We start from the raw sequence: 22586 nt of genomic DNA on the forward strand, positions 1-22586 counted from the left end.
CCTGTTTTTTGCCCGCACCTTTGTTTGACATTACGTTTTTGGGTCAAAATCGATGCAAGTTGAATCCACATTGTTTAGCCATCCCAAGTATTGGGCCGAATGCTTTGGCACTGCGCCTTTCTTACCTATGTCCCGCAAGGAGATGGAGAAATTGGGCTGGGACAGTTGTGACATCATTATTGTCACTGGCGATGCCTATGTGGATCACCCCAGTTTTGGCATGGCGGTCATTGGCCGCATGTTAGAGGCCCAAGGCTACCGTGTTGGGATTATTGCCCAGCCTGATTGGTCGAGCAAAGATGCCTTTATGCAGCTTGGTCGTCCGAATCTGTTTTTTGGTGTCACCGCCGGCAATATGGATTCAATGATCAACCGTTACACTGCCGATCGCCGTATTCGCAGCGATGATGCCTATACCCCAGGTGATGTGGGCGGTAAACGCCCCGACCGCGCAGTCACGGTTTATACCCAGCGTTGTAAAGAAGCCTTTAAAGATGTGCCCGTGATTATCGGCGGCATCGAGGCGAGTCTGCGCCGTATCGCCCACTACGATTATTGGTCGGATAAAGTCCGCCGCAGCGTGATTTTCGATGCCAAGGCCGACATATTAATGTACGGCAACGCCGAGCGCCCGCTGGTTGAGGTGGCGCGCCGTTTAGCGGCGGGCGAAGCTATTGCTGATATTCAGGATGTGCGCGGTACAGCGGTGATCCGTAAAGAACCTATGCCCGAATGGCGCGGTATGGATTCACGCAAAATCGATCAATTGCATAAGATCGATCCTATTCCGAACCCGTACGGGGCCGACGATGTGGGCTGCGCCAATTTATCTGGCCCATCGGATGCAAAGATTTTTGATAACGATGCGCTAAAGCCTATCAGTGTGCAACCGCCACGCCCTAAGCCATGGGATAAAACCTATGTGCTGCTGCCGGCATTTGAAAAGGTATCTGAAGACAAATACTTATACGCCCATGCCTCGCGAATTTTGCACCAAGAGCAAAACCCAGGTTGTGCGCGGGCGTTGTTCCAGCCCCACGGTGACCGTGGCGTGTGGGTGAACCCGCCAGCTTGGCCACTCAATACCGACGAAATGGATGCCGTGTTCGATTTACCCTATAAACGGGTGCCGCATCCTGCCTACGGTAAGGAAAAAATCCCCGCCTATGACATGATCAAAACCTCGATCAACATCATGCGCGGTTGCTTTGGCGGCTGTTCATTCTGCTCGATTACCGAGCATGAAGGCCGGATTATCCAGAGCCGTTCACAAGAATCGATTATCAAAGAAATCAAAGATATTCAGGATAAAGTGCCTGGCTTTACTGGGGTGATTTCCGACTTAGGCGGCCCCACTGCCAACATGTATCGCCTCGGCTGTACCAGCGAAAAAGCGGAGAAAACCTGCCGCCGTTTATCCTGTGTGTATCCATCGATTTGCGGCCATTTAGGCACAGACCATAAACATACCATCGACTTGTACCGCGCCGCTCGCGCTGTGCCCGGCATTAAGAAAATCTTGATTGCTTCGGGTGTGCGTTACGATTTAGCGATTGAAGATCCGGCCTATGTCAAAGAGTTGGTCCAGCACCATGTGGGTGGCTATTTGAAAATCGCCCCTGAGCATACCGAAGAAGGGCCGCTCAGCAAGATGATGAAACCCGGCATGGGCGCCTATGATAAGTTTAAAGAGCTGTTTGATAAGTTTTCTAAGGAAGCGGGTAAAGAGCAGTTCTTAATCCCTTATTTTATTTCGGCGCATCCGGGCACGACTGATGAGGATATGTTAAACCTCGCGCTCTGGCTGAAGGAGCGTAAGTTTAAGCTCGACCAAGTGCAAAACTTCTATCCATCGCCAATGGCAAACGCGACGACCATTTATCACACTGAGCTGAACTCACTGAAAAACGTCAAGCACACCAGTGAAGTGGTGCCAGTGCCGAAGAAGGGCCGCCAACGCCGCTTGCATAAGGCGCTGCTGCGTTACCACGATCCAGCGGGTTGGCCGATTATCCGTGAAGGCTTGATTGCCATGGGACGTGAAGATTTGATTGGTAACAGCCCGAATCACCTCGTGCCGCCAGAAGGGCGCAACGAACGTGGCCCGAAATGGATGAAGGATGCCAACCAAGGGCAAAAAGCGCTGACTCGCTTCTCGGGTAATCAGTTTGATGAGCGTAAAGGTAAGGGCGATGCCAAGGGCAAACCGAGCGCAAGTAAGCCTAAGGGACCAAAGTCTGGGGCGAATGCAGCGCAAAGTCAGCAACCTAAAACCAGCCGTCCTGGAGCTAAGGCGCCATTTGGTCAGTCGGGCTTTAAGGGCAAAGCTGAGCAGGGTAAAGCGGGTCAAAATAAGGCGGGCCAGCAAGGCCGTGCGGGTAAAGCCTCTTCTGGCCGTCAGCAGGCCAAGTAACGGCAAGCTGCTCGTCAACGAAAAAAGCCACTCCAGTAAACCAATTTGGAGTGGCGCAGAGATGATGGCAAACCAGCGGTACCATCCAATGAGTGTTTGGCGAGCGTTTGTAGACGGAACGTGCGCCGCACTCCGGTCTCAAATGGGCTCACGGATATGAGGAACGTGAGCCATTAGCCCCTCAATGTACGGGAGAGCCTGATGAAGACTTTCCATCCCTAAAAGAAGTAGTTAATCCCAACGGCAAAGCCGTTATCTTCCTGAGCGTCGAGCGCGGCATCATCCATATTGCTGAAATTCAACTTCATTTCTGCAAACATCACTGTGTCGTTACTGTAACGATAGTGCAGGCCAAGCATGGCGAATTGGCGGGTCCATTTGCCTTGGATGGGCGTGTTGGCATTGGTGTCTAAGTCGAGATAGCTCAGGACAATCATAGGCACAAAGCCATTATCGAATTGATAGGCCGTCATCAGCTCGGCACCCGTGGCATCGTAGAGTTCGCCGCCGACCAGTTCATTGTTTTTACTTTTATGGGCGTTAAAACCGACATACAGACCACTCGCCTCGCGATTATCGGCATAGTGATAATAGTCACCGTACATGGCGCCAATTCCGATGATCTCATTGGTTTCATCAACTTGAGTGCTGCCTAAGTGGCCTTCGAAGTCGCCACGGTTAACGCCGGCGAGTAATTTAAATTTATCGGTGAGCGAGTAGGTCAGGCTGGCACCGTAACTGCTGTCGAAATTGAGTTTTGAATTGAGCATTTCGCTGCCGTCATCGTTTTTCAAGGTGACATCACCATTGGTTTTGGCGGCGTATTGCAGGGCGATTTGCACAGGGCCAAAATTATTGCGGTAAATAAAGGCGGAGTCGGCGCGGCCTGTTCCGGTTAAACCGCCATCGCTAAAGGCATAGGCGCCGACACTATATCCGGCGAAGACGTTCGGTAAGTCCGTGGTGCCTGCGACATCGTAGTAAGCGCCCCATTGTTTACCAAAGCTGAGGCTACCCCATTTATCGTGGGATTAACTGCCAGTAAAAATGCGGCCTGTAGACTGTTGTGGGGCACCATTGGGGGACTGCTAAATTTTTAAACTATAAATGGGGCACCGGATAGAGGTGGGGCACCAAGTCATTAATCTAAATTAACGGCAATATCACTGCCTGAAACAAACAACGAATCACCATCAACAGTGGTTAGCTTTGCATCGATATTCGCATAAATAGTTTTTGGCGTTTCACTACGGCCATAAAACTTCACTTTGGCATAAGTGTCTTTCTCACTTGATATAAAGTAGTAATTGCCGCCAGTGTTACAATCCATATTAAATTGAGGCTCGTTTCGCCTTACGTTAGAAAACTCACCATTCTGTGATTTAAAAAAATCATTATTTATCGATACAGAACAGAAATTATCATTGTCACCGCCAAAGGCAAAAACGGTTGCAGGCTGGCTATTTAATTGAGTTTCATACTGATTGATAGCATTAGTAAGCTTGAATTTATCTTCACTAAGATACATAGCAGTTGCGAAAATCAGCGAAAAAACAATGATACCTAAACAGCCTTTACCTGCATTTGCTGGCGGCGCTACTGGATTTTTAACGTGACTGTTTAATTGAGATTTTGTTTCGGGATCTTGGAAACGATTTTGAGTATCGCCAAAGTTTTGCTGCTCAAGACAATCACGATGATCATCAATACCTAAATCAGATAACCACTCTTCAACATACATACGTTTAGATCCAATCAGTAACATTGTCTCAATGTTATCAACTCGGAAATGTCGAACAGCGTTTTTTAAGTGGCAATGACCTTGCAAGTACAACACGTCAGTATCGGGGTCATAAAGAACATGGGTAACATCGACCTTTCTTCTAGTCTTATTCCCGCCAAAGTCTATATATGAAAATTCAACAGGCTTTGTACTTCCTTGCCATATCACTTTGGCATTCTTTAGATACTCACTCATAAAACATCCTTGTTAAACAGTCTCGATAACACTGACCACTTTGCCGTGGATCTTGGTTGCGTTGGGATTGATTGGGTATTTGTCATCACCATCAAAAAAGTAAGTGTTGCCATCAGGCATTTGACGCAAATCACCCACTTGATAAGCCCCATTAACACTGAACAGATAACGGCCTTTAGTGACAACCGTTTCACGGGCATTGATAAACAGTTTTCGGCCAGCATCTTTTAACAAAAAGTCATCGGTATTAGGTTGAATTGAGTTTAAGAAAAACAACCCGCTATCCATCCTAAATTTTTCAATAACGCTTAACGCCCCGTTCTCGATCTCGCAAACAGTGAGTATCGGCATTTTGTATGCCTCATCAGGCTCGATCAACGCAGTGTATTTAGGTGCCGATTCACCGACGACAAACCCTTCATCAATCTCAACGCCAAAACTTCGGCCAGTACCAAAACACAAGTATTCCACAGGTGTATTCATCGCAAGATGCAAACGAATGATTAATTCATGCGGAGTGGTGTTTCTGGTTGTCCATGTTGAAAGTGTCGCAGGCGTGACGCCAATAAGTTCAGCTAATTCAAGGCGATTGCTCACTTTGAATAGGTGGATAAGCCTTTCAATAATGACCTTTCCGCCTTCATATTGAATGGGTTTATCTAGCGGATATCGAAATTTATTATTTTTTAGCTTGTAAAAGTCTGACATTTTGGATAATAATCTCACTCGAAATGATTTTTTACACCGAGTAACGCCAATTACTCGAAAGCCCAAAAAACGAGGTTAACACAATGAGCAACATAACCATAAACATTGATGCGCCTTTTTTACCTTATGCCGCATATGCAGCGAGAACGGGTACAACCGTTGATAACGTTCGCTATTTAGTCAGAGTCGGCAAGTTGCCAATCCGCCCAAAACAGTCACCAAAAGAAGACCCAATGATCAACATGGTGGCGCTATTTGCTGAGGCTGCCGCACTGTGTGGCACTCAAACGATACAGGCAAACCATATTAGCTAACCGACTCATTTGAGTGAGTAAATTGAGCATAAGCAAAACGGAGATTTGCGGCCATGTATAACAAACTCGCGGGCACACAAGCAGCCAGCACCCAGAAAGCAGCACATCAGCCACACGTGGCGGGCGCGCTAAGGCAATTTGCCGATAGCGAAGAACTGAGCGAAGTCGCCAGCGCGGCCAACATCAGTAAGCCGCAAATCCTGCGCAATAAGCTGCTACTCAACCAGCCGCACCAATTGAGCATTCACGAAGCCGTGGACATTGCCAAGGTAAGCGGCAATCGCTGCATTATCGACGGCATGCTGCTTGAGCTAGGCTGCGTGCCATCGGTGCCAGTGGCCGAGCTTGAAAACAGTGATCGCTTATCACTGACAGACCGCGCGTTAGAAATCACCGCCAATTCAGCCCGTTTGGGCGCCATTGCTCTGGATATTAAAGCCCGTCGCCGTGTTAACGAGCGCATGCGCCACGAAGTGGTTAAGCGTGCCAGCTTAGTGATGAGCGAGTTAGCCATTTTTGTGCACGACGTTGAACAAAAATTTCAAGCCGTACCCGTGTTATCCGTGGCATTCGATGCCATGCAAACCATGCCCATGCCGGGCGTGATGTAAAGAGGAAGGTCACTCGATGAATACCACATTTGCATTATTGGCCCGCTATCAATCGCCAGTGGTGAGCCTAAAAGAGATTTGCCAAGAGTTTTTAGGGTTAACGCCAAAAACCGCAGAGCAAAAAGCGAGTGCTAAGGAATTGCCGTTTCCTACCTTCAAACTGCGCGATTCAGAACGCTCACCGACATTAGTCAAAGTCGCGGATCTTGGTGAGTACATGGACAACCAATACGCCCAGTCACGCAAAGACTGGGACACCATCCAGCAAGCGAAACAGTAAGAGGCAACACCATGAGCCAATTAGCCGTTAAGCCAACACCAGCCGCGCGCCAACTACCGCCAGCCGCCAACGAACACGGCGGCGACGCAGGGTTAAACGCCATTGCCGCCATGCGCGCCGCACTGGGCAAAACCAGCGCCGCCAGCAAGTTCGACCGCTTAAGCCCACAGCAAAAAGTGATTTTGCTAACCGCCGCCCGTTTACGCCCATCGCTTTATATCAACCGCCCATTAATGACGCTGACTACCGACGAACGCGAGGCCATCCGCCACGCGCTAATCAGTTTGGTCGACCTAGGGCGCGCCTTTGCTGCCGTGCCATTAAGCCGTGATCAGTTTATTGCGCCAAAAATCACCATGCCAATGGCGTCGCCAAAGCCAGCGCAGCAAGCAGCGCCACAGCGCCAAGAGGTTAACAGCGGATTTGATGAGATAAGCAGACTAGCCGCCGAGCTGGCGAGCGAGATAACAGAGTTAGACAAGCACTAAAAGCAAAAGCCACAACCGCGCTAACGATTGTGGCCCATATCATTCAATGAGGCACACCAAATGACAAAACCAAGCATAGCAGTACAAGTCACACCCGCGCAAGCCATCATCAACGAGGCTAATCGCGTTATCGCCACACTCAATTACAGCACACCAGCCGATCGCGAAATGGTCGAGTCAGTGCTCGAATCACTCAAAGCCGTGGCCGATGTTATCGCGCCAGCCGTCGGCAAAACCCTTGGCATTCGCTTAATCGCCATACGTAACAAAATCCACGTTAACAGCATACAGGCGGCCTGATTATGAGCGCACAAACCGCAGCGGCCACAGCGCCGCAATTTGACTTAAGCAATCCACAGCATTTAGCCATGCGCAAACTCATGGCAGATGTGTATGCCCGTTATTTCAATGCGGTTGATAGGGGGCTGCCTCAATCCGCCAACGTTTATCGCGGCATGGGAGCAGGGTTGGAGCGTGTGGCCGTTCACGTGTTAAACGACGCCCAGTTAGGTGCGGTTTGCTCGGAAATGAACAGCGCATTAAACGCTAGCCACCTCATGAGGTCATTCGCATGAAACTAGACCGTGTCGACGTTAACGAAATCACCATTCAAGCGGTTTACGTCATCAACTGCTTTATGTGTAACAACCAATTGCACCTGTCCGCTGAAGTGGGCGCGGCCAGCGATGCCGCCGTCGCCGCAGCGTCACAAGGTTGGCACAGCTACGAAACAGCCGATGAACATTGTTCAATCGCTTGCCCAAGTTGCATTCAAGAAGCCAAGGCCAATGAGGAAGAAAGCGAATCGGAGGCCATCGCATGAGCCAACAACTCACACCAAAGCAAATCGCGGCAAGGGCTTACTACCAAGCGCATAAGGAAAGTATCAAAGCGCAAAAACGGGCTAAATACGAAACTAAGGCGCGAAAGCCAAAGGTGATAAAGGTCGTTAACTCATCGACTTCTCAACCTTCAACTGCTGCATCTAAAGCTAAGACAGTTCGATTCCAAGAGGAAAATGAGCCAGTCATCCAGTCAATTAGGATATCGGCCGAGGATAAAGCGCGCTTGGCTAAACGCCGCCGCATCGAGGACATAAAACTCGCCAAAGAACTTGGCATCAGCCTACAAGAATTAACGGGGGCGCTATGAGCGACAATCAAGCCATTATCGAACTAAAAAAACTTATCCAATCTGAAATAGGCGACTTCTTCGCGGGTTTTGGTCATTTAGGTGAGCCTGTTCGTCCAGAAATAATGCAAAAGCTGTTGATAGAAAATATTGAGCATTGCTTTGCAGAAGTCAGCGAAACCGAAACCAAGCAGGAAGGCTTTAGCCGTGAAGTTGGGCAGGCATTAAGCAACTTATCCATTAGTAGCTTAGATGGCATCCGCCATTATGTTGATTATCGTAATCACGAAATCAAGCGTTACTTGCAAGAGTTAGAGGTGCATCTAGAAGGCGTCGATTATGGCCGTTATGAAGCATCGCAAAAAGAAGCCTCAAACCTAGACAACCTATCGATGGTTTTATCAAACGAAGTTGAACGGATGGCAGGCATATGAGCAGCACACACGGCAATGTACGCGAAAACGAACTTTACCCAACGCCGGATAATGTCGTCGACGCATTAATCGCGCAATTGGTATTACGTCCAACAGACCGATTTTTAGAGCCATGTATCGGCACTGGCGCGATATACGACAAAATCAACTTACCAGATGCGCAAAAGAGTTGGGCAGAGCTTGACCGCGGCGTGGATTACTTAACCACGCCATTTAGTCAGCAAGACGTGATCATCACCAACCCGCCATTTTCGCTAACCACTGAGTTTTTGCTTAAGTCACTTAGCGAGCTGGCGCCAGACGGCACACTAGCCTATCTGCAACGGGTGAATTTTTTAGGCAGTAAAGTGCGCGTGCCATTTTGGGCACAAATTGGCTTTCCTGACAAAACGCCGATCATCATTCCGCGCCCGCGCTTTGTGGGTGGCGGCAGTGATTCGTGCGAATACTCATGGTTTATTTGGGACCGTGGCAACCGCTTCCCAACTATGCCTAAAGGACTAAGCCACATCATCAGCGAAGAGCCGCCAAAAGCTAAAAAGCTAAAAGCCAAGGCCGCCTAATGACTCACGATGATTTAATCCGTAAAGCCGCGATTAATACCGCGGCTATTTTTACCACTCCGCACGCGATAACCGATCTCAATTGGGCGGTAAAAACCGTTATTGATTTACCGGAAGATGTGGCCGTAACCTTATTTCGCGAATACTGCCGCAAGCGCCGCGCGCTTAACCTTGGCCGTAGCGCTAACATTTGGTTGCGTAAACGCTGCGCCTCGCTGCGCCAGATTATGCAGCAGTTCCCAATCCCGATTTACCACCTAAAAACCGAAGACCGCCGCGCCGATATCGCCCGCGAATGGGCCGACCGTTGCCTAAGCGTGCTCAACAACATGACGCAATTCGGCACCGTACAAGTGGACGCGCTCGAGCTGCTTAAAGCGGTAAAAGAGCCAGCCGACCAATGGCACTTTTGCCCAGCACTGCCAGACCTAAAAAATTACGCCGCGCAAAAGGCCGCAGGCGTATTTGATGCCTCGCCAGTCATGTATAACTTAATCGCGGGCGCACTGGCACGCCTCACGGATGAAAACTGGTGGCAACGTAAGCTAAACAAGGCGTACGGCCATTACGAGGAACATATCGCGATCATCGTTGGCAAAGTCCGCAGCGGTGTATCGCCATATGTTTCTAACCATGCCTATAAGCAGTATCAAGCCCGTAAGCGCGCCAATGCCGCATGGCTCAATAGCATGATGGTCGTTAACGAAGAACACGGCATCGAGTTAACCCTCGCCGATGCCGTGGCCGCCTCTATCGCTAACCCAGAAGTGCGCCGCGCTGAACTCATGGTCCGTATGCGAGGCTTTGAGGAACTGGCCGTCGAGGGCGGCTATGTAGGCGAGTTTTACACTTGGACAGCGCCGAGTAAGTTCCACTCCTACGGCAAAAGCAAAAAGGGCAAAACCTACTCCAACAAGCGTTACAGCGGCGTCACCCCAAAAGACACCCAACGCTATTTGTGCGGCCAATGGGCCAAAGCCCGCGCCGCCTTTGCCCGTGAAGATATCGAAGTGTTTGGCTTTCGCGTCGTCGAGCCGCACCACGACGCCACACCACACTGGCACTTATTACTGTTTTTTAAACCCGCACAACTACGCCTAGCGCGCTCGATTATGCGCCGCTATGCCCTGCAAGATGACAAAGCCGAACTCGCGCCGCCAAAGGGCAAGCGCGGCACCAACTTTCAAGGCTACCGCCCACGGTTTGACTTTAAAACCATTGATCCAGCCAAGGGCAGCGCCACAGGCTACATCGCTAAGTACATCGCTAAAAACATCGACGGCCACATGGTAGACGATGACTACGAGGCCGAAACCGACGGTAAACAAGGCGCGCAAAACGTGGCGGCATGGGCCAGCAAATGGAACATTCGCCAGTTTCAACAAATCGGTGGCCCTAGCGTTACCGTGTGGCGCGAGCTGCGCCGCCTGCGCGATGAAATCGACTTTGACGACGCCGTCGAACTCGCCCGCAAAGCCTCAGACGGCAACACCTCAACCCATTGGGCGCGCTATGTCGAGGCCATGGGCGGGGTATTCTGCCGCCGTGATGAACGTCCGGTACAACTGGCCAAGGTTTGCCACGAAGGGGCCAACGTCTACGGCGAAGACGTGTTGAAAATCATGGGCGTGATGTCGCTAGAAAATCACACCTCCATTAACACCCGCTTAGATGGCTGGCAAATCCGCGCGCCACAGGCCGCCACCGAGCCACCCAGCGCCGATGAACGGGCTTTTGATCGTGCTCTTGATGTGGCTTTTGATTTTGATTGTGCTCTTGACGTTAGGAGCGGTGACAACCGCGCACCTTGGAGCTCTGACAATAACTGTACGCAGACGATCAAAACGCAAGGAAAGATCGCTAATGAGATCAAAACAGCGGATTGGTTGCTAATACAAGAGGCCAAAAAGTTGGGTATCGACGCGGATAATCTTAAGCGCCTACGTGCGGGGGCTGTGATTGATAACCTAGTGGGTGATTCTCATCAGTTTGTGCGCCTGCGCAATGGTCATTTAATCGTCAGCCGTAAACCATTAGTCGCCGTGGATACCACGGCCAACCAAAACGATTGGGATGATCCCGCCTTAAATTATCACTTAGAAGCCATGCAGCGCGCCCAAGATAAAGACCTCGACGCCATCCTGCGCGCCCAAGCGTGGCGCGTGCTCGATGGTGATCGCGATGTAGAAAACTGGATTGCCGATATGCCGCCAGCCACAGCCAAACGCGCACTTAAGCAGCTTGAGGCCATTGTCGAGCTACACAGACAAGACCGCTACGCCTCGCCAGGTGTTTACGCACCAACCGAAAAACCCGCATCCATCCACGATTCAATCAACGAGTGGGATAACGATGAGCCTATCTAACCTAATCACTAACGCACAGCGCCAGCAGCTAGACGCGGCCTACGCCAAAACCGCCGAATGTCTTGCCCGTTATAAACGCTGCAAAGGGATCTTAGATACCAATGCCAAATTTGCCGACGGCAAAACCCGCACCCGCGAATGGTTAGAAGGCATCACCGACACCGCCGAGCGCGAACGCTGCCGCACGGTCCTGAATAACATCATCACCGCCAAACGGCAGTATGCGAAAAAACCATAGTCAAAGTTATCTGTGTGGTACCAGACGTGTATCGATTAAAGACAAAAACAACTATGTCACCTGGTCATAAAGATGTTTTTGACTATGTTGGCCAAGATAGTCAGAGGTAGCTATGTCAACTCGAGTAAAAAGCTATTTGGGCGCCAAAAATGGCAGCGGTGTTTTTCAAGCCATCATTAACCTGATCCCGCCGCACCAAACCTATGTCGAAGCGTTCCTCGGCACAGGTGCCATCATGCGCCGCAAAGCGCCAGCGTTAAACAATATCGGTATCGAAATAAACCAAAGCGTAATCGATAAATTTAACCATGCTGCAGCACAGCTAAATTTATCTATGAACATCATCAACGCCAACGCCATCGAATGGCTAAAAGCATTTACGCCAACAGGCAAAACGGTGATTTATCTTGATCCGCCTTATGTGCATTCAACCCGCACCAGCAACGCCAGATATAAAAACGAACTCACAGACGCGGATCATGCCGAGCTATTAGCCACAATCAAGCAGATCGCGACACTTAACGAGGTATTTATCATTATCTCTGGCTATCGCAATCCGCTGTATGACGATGAATTAAGCCAATGGTACAGCAAAGACTTTCAAGCCATGACACGCGGCGGGGTTCGCACTGAAACGGTATGGTGCAACTTTATGCCAGGCGAACAGCATTACCACACCTTTGCGGGAAAAGACTTCACCGACAGACAACGGATTAAGCGCAAGGCCGAACGTTGGGCAAAAAACTTTGAAGCATTACCAGCCGCAGAACGCCAAGCAGTTATGGCCGCATTGCTCGCTATAGACAATTAAAACTATGGAGTACCGCAAAATGAAAACACTTATCCAAGGCTGCGAAAACGCGCAGCAGTTCGAGATCTTGCTAAAGCTAACCAGTATCAGCAGCCAAGCCAAAAAAGACGCCTTACGCGCGTATCTCGTCGATGGACTGCCAGCAAAGCGCGCCTATGCGCGCTATGGGGTAACGCAACAGCACTTTAGCGAAGCACTCGCCACACTAAACCAAAAAGCGGATCTGGCGATGCAGTACGCCGCATTGCAAAAAACTAAAGCGGAAAACAACTTTGATGAACTTAGAGAAAAAATCATCAAAGCAAAACAGAACGGCGGATATCAACCAATACTCATGAATCATCAGTACCAAACACCACCAGGCGATGATTGATAAGGTTAAAAATCCACACTAGAAAAGTAGTGTTAAAAACGGGGTTTATCATGAATGAACTAGAACAACTGATAGCGTTTAAATTAGACAATAAGACGATGGCAGGAAATAGAACCCTATATTGCGGCGTGGAGGTATTTACCGCAGTTAAAAAAATGACAGGCGCACTCTATGGCAGCGGAATAATAAAAGGGGAAATAAAATTTATACAGGACAGATTCTTACCGCCTAACGCATTAGTCACCGATGATCCGGTGTTAAGTGAAGTGCTTGATAAAATATTCGAAAGAGAAAAAACATCAGGCATCACTTCCTCAAAATCTGCTTAATCGCCTGCAAGTGCTGCTCAATCTCATGCACCTTATCATCGGTCAACTTTGGCGCTTCAACAGGCAGCGCCAAAATCTCCGATGCATCCGCGCCAACGGCCTCAGTAATCGCCAAAAACAGGCTCATTTTCATATCATAACCGTTCTCAATCTTCGACAGCGTTCGAGGGCTCACGCCAACCTCCTCGGCTAAATCTAATTGCGTCATACCGCGCTTTTTTCGTTGATCTACAATCCATTGCCCAATCTCAAGTAGGCTTATCGTCATTAAAACTCTTAGTGTTATAGATCACAGTGTGAGTAAATCAGCAAAAAACTTCTACAAATCCTAGTTCAATCTGCAGCAACTTGCCGATGCCAGCAGAATAAAGTCGATATTATACCGTACGTACTAAAGGACTTACGTTCAAAAACTCATAAGGAGAACAACACTAAATGTGCGATTTGATTAGAGTTAAACAAATGGATTTGGTCATCAGAGCAGTAGAAAACAACAGCACAACAACAGATAAGGAAATCGCCATCGCACTGCTCGCAGAATTAATTACTTCATGCCTTAACGAACACCAACACCAACAACCAGAAGAACCGCGCGCAGCCTAAAATGCCAGCTCGCGTTGCAAAGCCTTGCGCTGTTCCGGTGGCAAGGCTTTTACCAATGCCGACACAATCTCAGAGGTATTTTTAGCAGAAGGGCTTAAGGTATGGCTAAAAGACACATTAGCCACAAACGTATGACCGCATTCAGGGTCAGTACACGAACAATACAGATTAGCAACGGCAACACTTAAACGGTCGGTTTTACCAATCACAGCTTTGCAATGGCAGGTGGGGCATAATATCCGCATCACGATCTCCCAATCGTTCGCACTATCTCTTAACAGAGCAACAATGCACAGTGTAAGCCAACATACTGTTTTTTTAAACAGTAACATAGCATTAGAAATAAACTGGAAAAATAATACATAAAAAAGTAGAGTCTAAGTCTGTTTAATAAATCAAGGATGTGAACATGAAAACAAAACTTTTCGACCAGATGTGCAAAAAGATTATTGAAGGTAAGCATGACACTGTATTGTCAGCTGCTGGAGCAAAAGCAACTTTAAAAAATGTCGAAAATATCGCTGAAACTATTAGAGCGCAATTTGGACAAGATATGGTTGAAAGTGTATTGAGTTACAAGGAAGTAAAAAGAGCTTTAGAGCAATGCATTGATTATGTGGAAAATTCTAAAACATCAGTTACAGATGAAGATCACACAATTTATTATGATTTTATAGCATCAAAACTGGCAAGAGCAGAAGATCTTATCGAAACAGACGAAGAACTAAAAGAATTAAACCTATAGCTAAAAAGCCCTCAATCGAGGGCTTTTTATTATCAGTCACTAAACTGCCTTGCCAAAATCCATATCAAACACCAGTTTTAGCGGGCGACTTACCTCGGGATCACGCTCAACAGCATCAACCAGCATATTGATCAGCGGCCGCGTTTCGGATTTAAAATACACTTCATCGTACTTAGTCGGGTCGCCAAGTCCTGCCGTGTTCGTCGGGATCATCCCGCCCAAACCCGCCGGGAATCGATGCGCGTTAAACACATCTTGCGCCGATACCGCCTTCACATTAAAGAACTCGTCTTTCGACTCAAAGTTACCCACGGGGATGATCTGAATCCCTTTCTCTTTGCCGTTGGGGATATTCACAAACAGCGACTTAAAGTTACCCACGCCCTTAGACTCTTGGATTTTTTCCTTTAAATCCTTTTCAACCGCGGGATCTAAATTAGGGTCCGTCGCATACATAATAAAGCCCATATGCGCGCCGTTAATGTAGTATTTACGACGAAATAGCGTTGAATCCTCGTTTAACAAGGCCGACTGTAACCCGCCCAAATAATCGGGGCAGCCATACACCTGTTGCACCGGGTCATACACTCGCACCCAAATAATGTCTTTGGCTTTGTAACGCTTAAACGTGTTTTGCCGCTCGAGCACCACTGCACCGCCATCACCACCCACGCGGGAACGGTAACTCGGCAGCGGAAACAACCGCACCACTTGCCCAAAACCGTTGCGGATCTTAAGTAGCGCCACATCACCAAACTGCACCAAGTTTAAAAACGACGCGCCAACTTCCTGCGCGCTCATACCGCCAGACGTAAACCGCGCCGTTGCCATATTGGCACGGCTTTGCACAATGCCGCCGTGCTGCGCATTACGGCGGGTTAAGTTAGCCAGCAATTGCCTATCGACGGGCGGTTCCCAATAGCCGTCGCCTTCGTTGTAATAAAGCGAATCATAGTCAGTCAGCCACATATTCGGCATGACTTGCTCAGGCATGCTAAACACCACCGTTTTCGGCGCGCTGGCCGCTCCATTGGCGGCCAAAGTGCTGCCGTCGTCATTCGCCGCTGTTAATGTTGCATCGCCCATGATGATGGTCTCTTATGTTCATAGTTGAGGGGTTCATTGATCACCGCGTGGGCAATCGCAAAAAATACGTCGGCGTGTCCGGTCACATTGTCGCGGCTAGCCTTAAACGTGATCGCGCCGCCGCCATCGGTCGACGTGCGGCGAATAGATAAGCAGCTCATAGCAATATCTTTGTGTGAGGCGTCCCACTCAATCCGGCCGCCTTCAACAACATCAATCATCTTGAGCACTAAGCGGGTTTTACTGCCAACGCTGTAATGAATCGCCGTGGCCTCGCGCGGGTACAGTGTGCTAATCGAGTCAAACACCCCAGCGCCGATGCCTGTTGTATCGACGCCGATATAAGTCACGCGGTACTTAGCGTAAATCTTTTGGATTTCGGCCACATGGTGCGCAAAGTTCATCCCGCGCCAATAATGCTTCTCGAGCACGCGGAACTTTTCACCTTTCTTTTCACCTGGTGCAACCACAACCAGCGTCGCATTATCGCGAGTTCGCGACGGGTCATAACCGAGCCACACCTCGCGATTGCCAAACGGCCTCGGCGCGGCGGGTTTGTGATCCTGCCAGCGCGCCGCATCGACCATACATTTTTCAAGGTCGCTGAACTTAAACACACTGTCGGCATCATCCACAAAGATGCACATAAACAGGTTATTAAAATCATCGCCGTTGTACTCTTCGCGCAGCTCGTCAATATCAAACAGGTCGCAACCACCCGCGAGCGCATCCTCAATCGTCACAACATAGCGCCACTGTTTATCAGGGCACAGGCGGCCGCCGTCGCGCAGTTGGTCAAAGGTCGGGAACTCCACTTCCTCACGCTCGGGTTTACCTTGGCGCCAGTGGTCGCCAGTCCAAAACGGATAAGCCGCGTGGGCCTTAGTGGAAGGAGTCGAAAAGTAGGTTTTGCGCCAGTTCTTATGCGTCGCCATGGCTGAGGCGAGTTTGTTGAGCACATCGAATTTATTAATCCAAAAATACTCATCAACATAAACGTGGCCGTGGTAACTCTGCGCCGTCTTGCTGTTGGTACTCAAAAACCGCAGTTCGGCGTCGCCGTGGGCGGTATGCAGTACAATAGGGTTACCGGTTAACTCAATCTCAAAAAACTCTTGCGCAATCGCCACAATATACGAGCGGAACACCTCGGCCTGATTACGCGAAGCCGATAAAAAGATTTGCGGATCGCCAGTTAATACCGCCTGTTCAAACGACTCACCCGCAAAGTAATAGGTCGCGCCAATCTGGCGGCTTTTAAGAATGTTACGAATGCGTTGATGCAAGTTGCCGTGCATCGTCTTTTGGTATTCATAAAGCGATTCATACCAAGCGGCAAAATCTTCGGCGGTTAAATGGCTAACATCGTTCTTACGCTTGCGGCCTTTGCGCTTATTACCTTCACCGACATTATTCTCAACCGTGGGGTTAATCTTGCTCTTGCCGCCTTTATTGGCATTGGCGGGGCCAAAGCTATTACCTTCATTAAGCGCCGCGCGCTCTGCATCTACCCGCTGCTTTTTAAGCCGCACATGCTGATTAATCAGCATTTCCAGCTCTTTTATCTGATTGCCCGTTTTATCCGCAATATCAGTTAACAACACAATCCGTCGCGCGATGGCCTCGTCGACTTCTTCCTCGCGCAGCAAATCGCGCCAGCCGTACTTGTCCGCCCAAAAATAAATGATGCGGGTATTCGGCAAATCTAAGTCGAGGCGGATCTCGTCGGGCGTCCAACGCTTCAAATACAGCCGTTTGGCTGCCTCGCGGATCTCGGGGGAATAGGCCATAAATGCGGGTAAAACACCAAGGTCAATAAAACAATGCCATCAGTGTATTGCCTTGCAACTAAGGCTTAACTAACTAAATTTCCTATAAATTCCGATTTAGAAAAAATCGGAATCGCGCCGAAGTTTGCCGCGTGATGCCCCATTTACAAAGCCGTAAGCTGTAGGCCTTACAGGTAATTTTTAGCAATGGGCAGGCAAAAACATGACTCAACTGGTGACAGACTGGCTACGTATCGCCACCGAAGGGAACACCTTTCAAAACGTACCGATTGAGCGCCAATGGATTATCGACATTGCCGAAACCTACAACCCTAAAACCTACGGTGCCCGAATTTGGCCTGATCATCGTCGTTGGTATGGTGCCTGGGGTGATGTGGTTGAAGTTAAAAAGCAAGAGATTGATGGCAAGATGTGCCTATTTGCCAAACTAACCCCAAATTCTCAGCTGATCTTGGCTAACGAACAAGACCAGAAAGTTTTCTCATCCATTGAGATTGATCCTAACTTCGCAGGCACAGGCAAAGCCTATCTAACGGGCCTTGGCGTGACCGACGAACCAGCAAGCCTAGGCACTGATCGCCTTAAGTTTTCAGTTAAAGACCGCTTAGCCAATCACAAATATGGCGCACCGGAACAGCTTGTAATGAGCTATCCCGTCGCCAACACAGAACAACAACCAACGGATAAGGCCACGGAAGCCGCCAGCCTGTTCAGCAAATTAGTTAGCTTATTTTCAACTCAAGCGCCAGACCCTACCAAACAGGAAGCGGCAACAGACCAACCCGAGGAACAACCGATGGACAAACAGCAATTTGAAACGCTCATGGGCGTAGTTAATGGCCTTTCAACAAAATTTAACGAGCTGGAAGGCAAAGTCGACGCATTTGGCAAAAAGCCAGAAGGCACAACTGAACAGCCAGAGCCAGCCGCAGCAACCACCACAACCACTACAGCGCCAGCGGCAAAGCCAGAAGCAACAGGCGTCACCGCCGAACAATTCAGCACGCTAATGACCAGCGTAAACGGCCTTGTTGCCAAAGTGGACGGCATGGAAACCAAGTTCAACAAATTAAGCGCCGAGGTTGACGGACAAGAGCCAAACCCAGCAGGCAAGGGCAACGAGTACCAAGTGGTTTAAGTGCATCGCGCCTAAACAAACGTAAAAATTAAGCAGAGAGATAACAGCATGAACTTATCACCACTCGCAATCGCCTGTTTGCTGGCATACAGCACTAATATGGGCAAAAACTACGGCGTTGCTGACGTCACCAAGCAGTTTAGCGTCACAGGACCAATGGAAACCAAACTCAAAGCCGCATTGCTTGAGTCAGTCGAGTTTCTAAAACTCATCACCACCATGGACGTTGACCAAATCAAAGGCCAAGTGGTGAAAGTCGGTAACTATGGCATTGCCACTGGCCGCAAAGAAGGCGGGCGCTTTAATACCACCAACGGCGTCGACGGCCACACCTACGAGTTAGTCGAAACCGACTCCTGCGCCGCAGTGCCTTGGGCAACCTTAGCCGTATGGGCCAACGCAGGCACCACTAACCAATTTTTGCAGCTAATGAGCCAAAACGCCACTATGCGTTTCGCCCTCGATATGCTGCGAGTCGGTTTTAACGGCACATCAGTCGCCACCACGTCGGACCCTGTTGCCAACCCAATGGGCCAAGACGTCAACAAGGGCTGGCACAAAATTGTGTCTGAAAAAGCCCCTGACCAAATCATGACGGATCCTGTGTACTTCAACCCAGACGCCACAGGCGCGTTAAAAGACGGCGAATATAAAACCCTCGACGCCATCGTCACCGAGTTGAAAAACACCCTAATCCACCCAGCACTGCGCAACGACCCGCGCCTAGTGGTGTTAGTGGGTAGCGACTTAACCGCCGCCGCACAAACCAAGTTAATGAACCAAGCGGACAAGCCAAGCGAAAAGGTCGCCGCGCAGCAAATGGATAAATCCATCGGTGGTTTAAAAGCCTACACGCCGCCGTTCTTCCCAGGTAAGCGCATCGTCGTGACCATGCTATCGAACCTGCACATTTACACCCAAAAGAACACCCGTTCGCGTAAGTCAGAAAACGTCGAAGACCGCAAGCAGCACGAAGACAAATACTGGCGCATGGAAGGTTACGCAGTGGAAGAGTTCGAAGGCTACGCAGCAATCGACGAAGCGGCCATGACCATCGGCGCAGCGCCTTAGGCCATAGGTCTGTAAAACCAGCCTAGGCACCTAACCCGTGCCTAGGCCATGTAAACCAACCAATGCAGTTAAAAAACAGGACATTGCCATGAGTGCCATCGCCGATTTCAAAAAGCGCCGTGAAGCCGCTAAACGCGCCCAAAGCCTACCAGCAGACGCACCAGAAAACACCAAAGCGCCAGAAAATGAAGCGCTGTTACTGCTCGCCACCTTACTTGGCTGTGAAGTTGACCAAGCCATTGAAAAAGCGCGTGAAGCTGTTGAGCAAAAAGCGCGTTTTATTGAATTTAAAATCGGTTTTTACCAAGCAGCCGAAGGCCAAGACCAAGCCGCGCAGGCCACAGTCACCACCGACGAACAAGGCAACATCGCCAGCATCATCGAGCACGCCGCAGAACTCGAAGACAGCGCCGCCACTGTGAGCAACGCTGCCGAAACCGCATTAGATGCCGCCGACAAAGTCAGCGACTCAGCCGAAAAGGTGAGCACCGCCGCCTGTGATCTCGAATCAGTCGCCGCCAACTTAGAAAACGCCGCTGGCGCTGTAGACGATAGCGCCAGTTCGCTTGCCTACACCGCCGAAGATCTTGGCGACATTAAAAACGAACTTAAGGACGTAGCAGCCGAACTAAAAAAGCCGTCGGCGGCGCCCGCATCCTCGCGTGGCGCGAAAGCCGCCGCGCCAAAACGCAGCTCGAAAAAGTAAAGCTAACAGGCAACGCAGAGCACGCGCCCAGCCTGCACTTACAGCTCATTGAGCTGGATGCAGACCTAAAGCGGCTCAAAGCCTTCGCACGGCGAAGCGACAAAATCGCCCATAAACGCGACGTACTACTGCCTAAATGGCTGCCAATCGTCGAAGAGTATTTAAACCAGAAACAGGATAAGCCCAATGAAATCACGGATAACCCTATATTCGCTTATTGCACAGTTTGGGCCTTTGATATCGGCGATCTCGCGCGCGGCCTCGAACTTTCGTTCAGAGCTATCGAACTGGGCCAGCCGATGCCGTCAGTCATTCGCCGCAAATGGCCGGGCTTTATTGCCGACACCATATTCGATTGGGCAGAGGCTCAAGCGGAACATGGGCACAGCATTGAGCCGTATTTCGGCACTGTGTTTAAGCGCGTTATTAACGATTGGAAAATGCCGGAACCTGTTACCGCCAAATATTACAAGTTTGCGGGCCTCGCATTACTACGCGCAGCAAACGGCGACATTACCCCAAGCCATATCGGTGATGTGGAGCGGCTTAATGAAGCGGATCGGCTGCTCGAAAAGGCCGCCAGCCTGCATCGTCATGCCCAGGTAAAAACCGTTAGAAACAAGATAGCGATGCGACTTAGGGCACTAGAAGCCTACGGCAGTCAAGGCGACTTGCCGAGCAGATGACCTAAGCCGCACGGGAACGACTCCCAACCCTCCAGTGCGCTAACCGAGTGTTTAACGGGCGACTGTTAAAAACCACTGTGACGTTAACCGCACTGAACCCAATTTAATGAGTGAAGGCAAAGCAATGAGCGGATTCGGATTTCAAGCACCAGCAGAGCCAAGCATCGCAATCGATGCGGCTAGCGGCTGGCCCGAATTATCAACGGGCGAATTTCGCGAACTGCGCCGCATCCCTGAATTTTTTTCAGAAAAAGCCATTGAAGACTCGCTCAACCGCAGCGTGGCCGAAATCCAGCAGCAACTCTTAAGCTTTACAGCGCAGGCAACTGACACGGACGTCCCATTCACCCTAGGCGCTAGCCTAGCGCCTAACTTTAGTGCGCAGCAAATTAGCATTTACCGCGGGGCTGTGTACGCTCGTTCCCATGCAGATTTGCTGGGTTATTTTTCTGCCGTCGATCAAAAAGACGCGGGCAACAACAAAGCCCAAGACGTTGACCAGCAACAAGCGATCCTCGCGCAATCAAACCGCGCCGTGCGCCTATTACTCGGCCTTGGCCGTGCCGGAGTGCACTCGACATGAGCCAAACAGTCAGCCAACTACAACAAGTCACTGAATTTTTATATCAGAGCCTTAAGCCCTACGTTAAAGCCAACAATATCGACGCATGGCAAGAGCGCGGCACACTGATCTTAAGCGGTGAAGACCTCGGCAATAACGGCTATCAAGTCGCCAAGTGGAAGCACAGCGCCGTGATCGCGATTGAGCAATTCCCCCACCGCAAATTTAACGCCTACAACTTGCTCGCCATGCTACCGGCTTTTTTACTCGACAGCGGCTGGCCGCGTGACGAACACGGTCTAGCCGATCCACAGCTTGATATTGATGTGGTCAGTCATGATCACGCCATGGTGTTGATTGAGCTCGAACTGATTGACGACATCGACCTAATCCCCGACGCCAACGGCCCCGTGTTATTTAACGGCGAGCATTATCGCGTCGCACTGGTGCCTGTTGACGTGGCCGAAACTGCCGACGTGCAAACACGGCCAGAGGGGGCGCAATGAGCCTCACTATCACGCCAAACCGCCATCAAGCACTCAATGCCAGCAACCAGCTAGCATTGCTTAAGCTGCCAAGCGCCAAACGTATTCGCATCCTAAAAAACTTAGGCCGCTATGAGCGCGCGCTCGCACGTAAACGCATCCGCACCCAAACCACGGTTGACGGCGGCCAGTTCGAAGCCCGCGCCAACGGCAAAAAAGGCCGCATGCTCAAACGATTAGGCAAAACCTTAGAGCCGTTTGTTAAAAACGCTAACCGCCTTGAACTCAAGCACCAAGCCGCACTCACTGGTCGCATCGCCGCACTGCATCAAGACGGCGGCAGCGAGCAAATGAGCGCGTCACGCATGGCCCGCATACATGGAACGCCAGACTACAACGCACCTTGCAGCCGCAGCCAAGCCAAAGCGCTATCGGCAGAAGGTTACAAAGTCCGTAAAGCCAAGGGCAACGGCTACCGCCGCGCCAGCCTTAACGAAATCATGGCGACCTTAAGCCAAGGTCAGGCGGGCGTGATCCTGCGCTCAATGCGCGATAAACCCAATAAACAGCGCTGGGAAATCCCCGTCGCCGCGCGGCCGTTCCTCGGCGATAGCGCCGACAACGTCCAGCGCCAGCTAGTCAGCATCATCGAGCAAATTAATCAGAAAAGGGGCTAA

The 22586-nt window shown here is 50.1% G+C and carries 31 protein-coding genes and 1 pseudogene; 25 read left to right on the forward strand and 7 right to left on the reverse strand.

Annotated features, from left to right (window positions below; translation table 11 throughout):
* Window positions 1-52 precede the first annotated feature (52 nt).
* The gene (locus H9J30_RS08750) at window positions 53-2413 is read left to right on the forward strand and encodes a YgiQ family radical SAM protein (protein ID WP_240130664.1); all 2361 of its coding nucleotides are present in this window, start codon (window positions 53-55) and stop codon (window positions 2411-2413) included.
* A 218-nt stretch (window positions 2414-2631) separates the two neighbouring features.
* Here H9J30_RS08750 and H9J30_RS08755 read toward each other — a convergent pair.
* The 3 genes and pseudogenes from H9J30_RS08755 to H9J30_RS08765 all read right to left on the reverse strand — a co-directional run.
* Window positions 2632-3444, reverse strand: a pseudogene (locus H9J30_RS08755) (porin); the annotation flags it as partial.
* Window positions 3445-3554: 110 nt separating this feature from the next.
* A complete protein-coding gene (locus tag H9J30_RS08760; protein ID WP_240130665.1) occupies window positions 3555-4391 on the reverse strand; it encodes a WYL domain-containing protein in 837 nt (278 codons plus the stop codon).
* A 12-nt stretch (window positions 4392-4403) separates the two neighbouring features.
* On the reverse strand, window positions 4404-5099 hold the full coding sequence (locus tag H9J30_RS08765; RefSeq protein WP_037415873.1) for a helix-turn-helix transcriptional regulator: 696 nt from the start codon (window positions 5097-5099) through the stop codon (window positions 4404-4406).
* Window positions 5100-5182: 83 nt separating this feature from the next.
* On the opposite strand from H9J30_RS08765, the gene H9J30_RS08770 reads away from it, so the two are divergent.
* The 15 genes from H9J30_RS08770 (at window position 5183) to H9J30_RS08840 (ending at window position 13037) form a co-directional block, all read left to right on the forward strand.
* Window positions 5183-5413, forward strand: a complete 231-nt coding sequence (locus tag H9J30_RS08770) for a DNA-binding protein (protein WP_240130666.1) — start codon at window positions 5183-5185, stop codon at window positions 5411-5413.
* 53 nt (window positions 5414-5466) lie between these two features.
* Complete coding sequence (locus tag H9J30_RS08775; protein WP_240130667.1) at window positions 5467-6024, forward strand: phage regulatory CII family protein; 558 nt, start codon at window positions 5467-5469, stop codon at window positions 6022-6024.
* Window positions 6025-6040: 16 nt separating this feature from the next.
* The gene (locus H9J30_RS08780) at window positions 6041-6304 is read left to right on the forward strand and encodes a pyocin activator PrtN family protein (RefSeq protein WP_011625182.1); all 264 of its coding nucleotides are present in this window, start codon (window positions 6041-6043) and stop codon (window positions 6302-6304) included.
* A gap of 11 nt (window positions 6305-6315) precedes the next feature.
* Complete coding sequence (locus H9J30_RS08785) at window positions 6316-6792, forward strand: hypothetical protein (protein WP_240130668.1); 477 nt, start codon at window positions 6316-6318, stop codon at window positions 6790-6792.
* 60 nt (window positions 6793-6852) lie between these two features.
* A complete protein-coding gene (locus H9J30_RS08790; RefSeq protein WP_240130669.1) occupies window positions 6853-7092 on the forward strand; it encodes a hypothetical protein in 240 nt (79 codons plus the stop codon).
* Between the two features lie 2 nt (window positions 7093-7094).
* Complete coding sequence (locus H9J30_RS08795; protein ID WP_240130670.1) at window positions 7095-7367, forward strand: hypothetical protein; 273 nt, start codon at window positions 7095-7097, stop codon at window positions 7365-7367.
* The gene (locus H9J30_RS08800) at window positions 7364-7615 is read left to right on the forward strand and encodes a hypothetical protein (protein WP_240130671.1); all 252 of its coding nucleotides are present in this window, start codon (window positions 7364-7366) and stop codon (window positions 7613-7615) included. Before H9J30_RS08795 ends, H9J30_RS08800 begins: the two co-directional genes overlap by 4 nt.
* Window positions 7612-7944 carry a hypothetical protein gene (locus H9J30_RS08805; protein ID WP_240130672.1) on the forward strand — a complete coding sequence of 111 codons (333 nt, stop codon included), beginning with the start codon at window positions 7612-7614 and terminating at the stop codon, window positions 7942-7944. Before H9J30_RS08800 ends, H9J30_RS08805 begins: the two co-directional genes overlap by 4 nt.
* Window positions 7941-8357: a hypothetical protein gene (locus H9J30_RS08810; protein WP_240130673.1), complete on the forward strand. Its 417-nt coding sequence runs from the start codon at window positions 7941-7943 to the stop codon at window positions 8355-8357. Before H9J30_RS08805 ends, H9J30_RS08810 begins: the two co-directional genes overlap by 4 nt.
* Complete coding sequence (locus H9J30_RS08815) at window positions 8354-8920, forward strand: adenine-specific methyltransferase EcoRI family protein (RefSeq protein ID WP_240130674.1); 567 nt, start codon at window positions 8354-8356, stop codon at window positions 8918-8920. The genes H9J30_RS08810 and H9J30_RS08815 overlap by 4 nt, the downstream gene beginning before the upstream one ends.
* Window positions 8920-11286 (forward strand): replication endonuclease, encoded by a 2367-nt coding sequence (locus H9J30_RS08820; protein ID WP_240130675.1) that lies wholly within the window; start codon window positions 8920-8922, stop codon window positions 11284-11286. The genes H9J30_RS08815 and H9J30_RS08820 overlap by 1 nt, the downstream gene beginning before the upstream one ends.
* Complete coding sequence (locus H9J30_RS08825) at window positions 11273-11524, forward strand: hypothetical protein (protein ID WP_240130676.1); 252 nt, start codon at window positions 11273-11275, stop codon at window positions 11522-11524. The genes H9J30_RS08820 and H9J30_RS08825 overlap by 14 nt, the downstream gene beginning before the upstream one ends.
* A gap of 112 nt (window positions 11525-11636) precedes the next feature.
* Entirely contained in the window at window positions 11637-12335 is a 699-nt protein-coding gene (locus tag H9J30_RS08830; RefSeq protein WP_240130677.1) for a DNA adenine methylase, read from the forward strand.
* 19 nt (window positions 12336-12354) lie between these two features.
* Window positions 12355-12708, forward strand: a complete 354-nt coding sequence (locus H9J30_RS08835; RefSeq protein WP_240130678.1) for an adhesin biosynthesis transcription regulatory family protein — start codon at window positions 12355-12357, stop codon at window positions 12706-12708.
* Window positions 12709-12758: 50 nt separating this feature from the next.
* Entirely contained in the window at window positions 12759-13037 is a 279-nt protein-coding gene (locus H9J30_RS08840) for a hypothetical protein (protein ID WP_240130679.1), read from the forward strand.
* Here the strand turns inward: H9J30_RS08840 and H9J30_RS08845 are convergent.
* On the reverse strand, window positions 13015-13305 hold the full coding sequence (locus H9J30_RS08845) for a helix-turn-helix domain-containing protein (RefSeq protein ID WP_240130680.1): 291 nt from the start codon (window positions 13303-13305) through the stop codon (window positions 13015-13017). The two genes, H9J30_RS08840 and H9J30_RS08845, sit on opposite strands and share 23 nt — an antisense overlap.
* Window positions 13306-13472: 167 nt before the next feature.
* Between H9J30_RS08845 and H9J30_RS08850 the strand changes: the two genes are divergently transcribed.
* Window positions 13473-13640, forward strand: a complete 168-nt coding sequence (locus H9J30_RS08850; protein ID WP_240130681.1) for a hypothetical protein — start codon at window positions 13473-13475, stop codon at window positions 13638-13640.
* Here the strand turns inward: H9J30_RS08850 and H9J30_RS08855 are convergent.
* Window positions 13637-13885, reverse strand: a complete 249-nt coding sequence (locus H9J30_RS08855) for an Ogr/Delta-like zinc finger protein (protein WP_240130682.1) — start codon at window positions 13883-13885, stop codon at window positions 13637-13639. The genes H9J30_RS08850 and H9J30_RS08855 overlap by 4 nt on opposite strands.
* A 164-nt stretch (window positions 13886-14049) precedes the next feature.
* On the opposite strand from H9J30_RS08855, the gene H9J30_RS08860 reads away from it, so the two are divergent.
* Window positions 14050-14385 carry a hypothetical protein gene (locus H9J30_RS08860; protein ID WP_240130683.1) on the forward strand — a complete coding sequence of 112 codons (336 nt, stop codon included), beginning with the start codon at window positions 14050-14052 and terminating at the stop codon, window positions 14383-14385.
* Between the two features lie 39 nt (window positions 14386-14424).
* Here H9J30_RS08860 and H9J30_RS08865 read toward each other — a convergent pair whose 3' ends face one another.
* Both H9J30_RS08865 and H9J30_RS08870 read right to left on the reverse strand, forming a co-directional pair.
* Complete coding sequence (locus H9J30_RS08865; protein WP_240130684.1) at window positions 14425-15471, reverse strand: phage portal protein; 1047 nt, start codon at window positions 15469-15471, stop codon at window positions 14425-14427.
* Window positions 15453-17261, reverse strand: a complete 1809-nt coding sequence (locus H9J30_RS08870; protein ID WP_240130685.1) for a terminase large subunit domain-containing protein — start codon at window positions 17259-17261, stop codon at window positions 15453-15455. The genes H9J30_RS08865 and H9J30_RS08870 overlap by 19 nt, the downstream gene beginning before the upstream one ends.
* Window positions 17262-17463: 202 nt before the next feature.
* Here H9J30_RS08870 and H9J30_RS08875 point away from each other — a divergent pair, with 202 nt between their 5' ends.
* From H9J30_RS08875 to H9J30_RS08905, 7 genes are all read left to right on the forward strand, one after another.
* A complete protein-coding gene (locus H9J30_RS08875) occupies window positions 17464-18399 on the forward strand; it encodes a GPO family capsid scaffolding protein (protein WP_240130686.1) in 936 nt (311 codons plus the stop codon).
* Window positions 18400-18447: 48 nt separating this feature from the next.
* Window positions 18448-19470, forward strand: coding sequence for a phage major capsid protein, P2 family (locus tag H9J30_RS08880; RefSeq protein WP_240130687.1), 1023 nt, complete (start codon window positions 18448-18450; stop codon window positions 19468-19470).
* Window positions 19471-19558: 88 nt separating this feature from the next.
* Window positions 19559-20176 (forward strand): hypothetical protein, encoded by a 618-nt coding sequence (locus H9J30_RS08885; protein ID WP_240130688.1) that lies wholly within the window; start codon window positions 19559-19561, stop codon window positions 20174-20176.
* 53 nt (window positions 20177-20229) lie between these two features.
* Window positions 20230-20862 carry a phage terminase small subunit gene (gene gpM, locus H9J30_RS08890; RefSeq protein ID WP_275679575.1) on the forward strand — a complete coding sequence of 211 codons (633 nt, stop codon included), beginning with the start codon at window positions 20230-20232 and terminating at the stop codon, window positions 20860-20862.
* A gap of 124 nt (window positions 20863-20986) precedes the next feature.
* Complete coding sequence (locus H9J30_RS08895) at window positions 20987-21445, forward strand: head completion/stabilization protein (RefSeq protein ID WP_240130689.1); 459 nt, start codon at window positions 20987-20989, stop codon at window positions 21443-21445.
* Entirely contained in the window at window positions 21442-21930 is a 489-nt protein-coding gene (locus tag H9J30_RS08900) for a phage tail protein (protein WP_240130690.1), read from the forward strand. The genes H9J30_RS08895 and H9J30_RS08900 overlap by 4 nt, the downstream gene beginning before the upstream one ends.
* A complete protein-coding gene (locus tag H9J30_RS08905; protein ID WP_240130691.1) occupies window positions 21927-22586 on the forward strand; it encodes a hypothetical protein in 660 nt (219 codons plus the stop codon). Before H9J30_RS08900 ends, H9J30_RS08905 begins: the two co-directional genes overlap by 4 nt.

The sequence above is a fragment of the Shewanella cutis genome, assembly GCF_022410515.1.
In the GTDB taxonomy this organism is placed as follows: Bacteria; Pseudomonadota; Gammaproteobacteria; order Enterobacterales; family Shewanellaceae; genus Shewanella; species Shewanella cutis.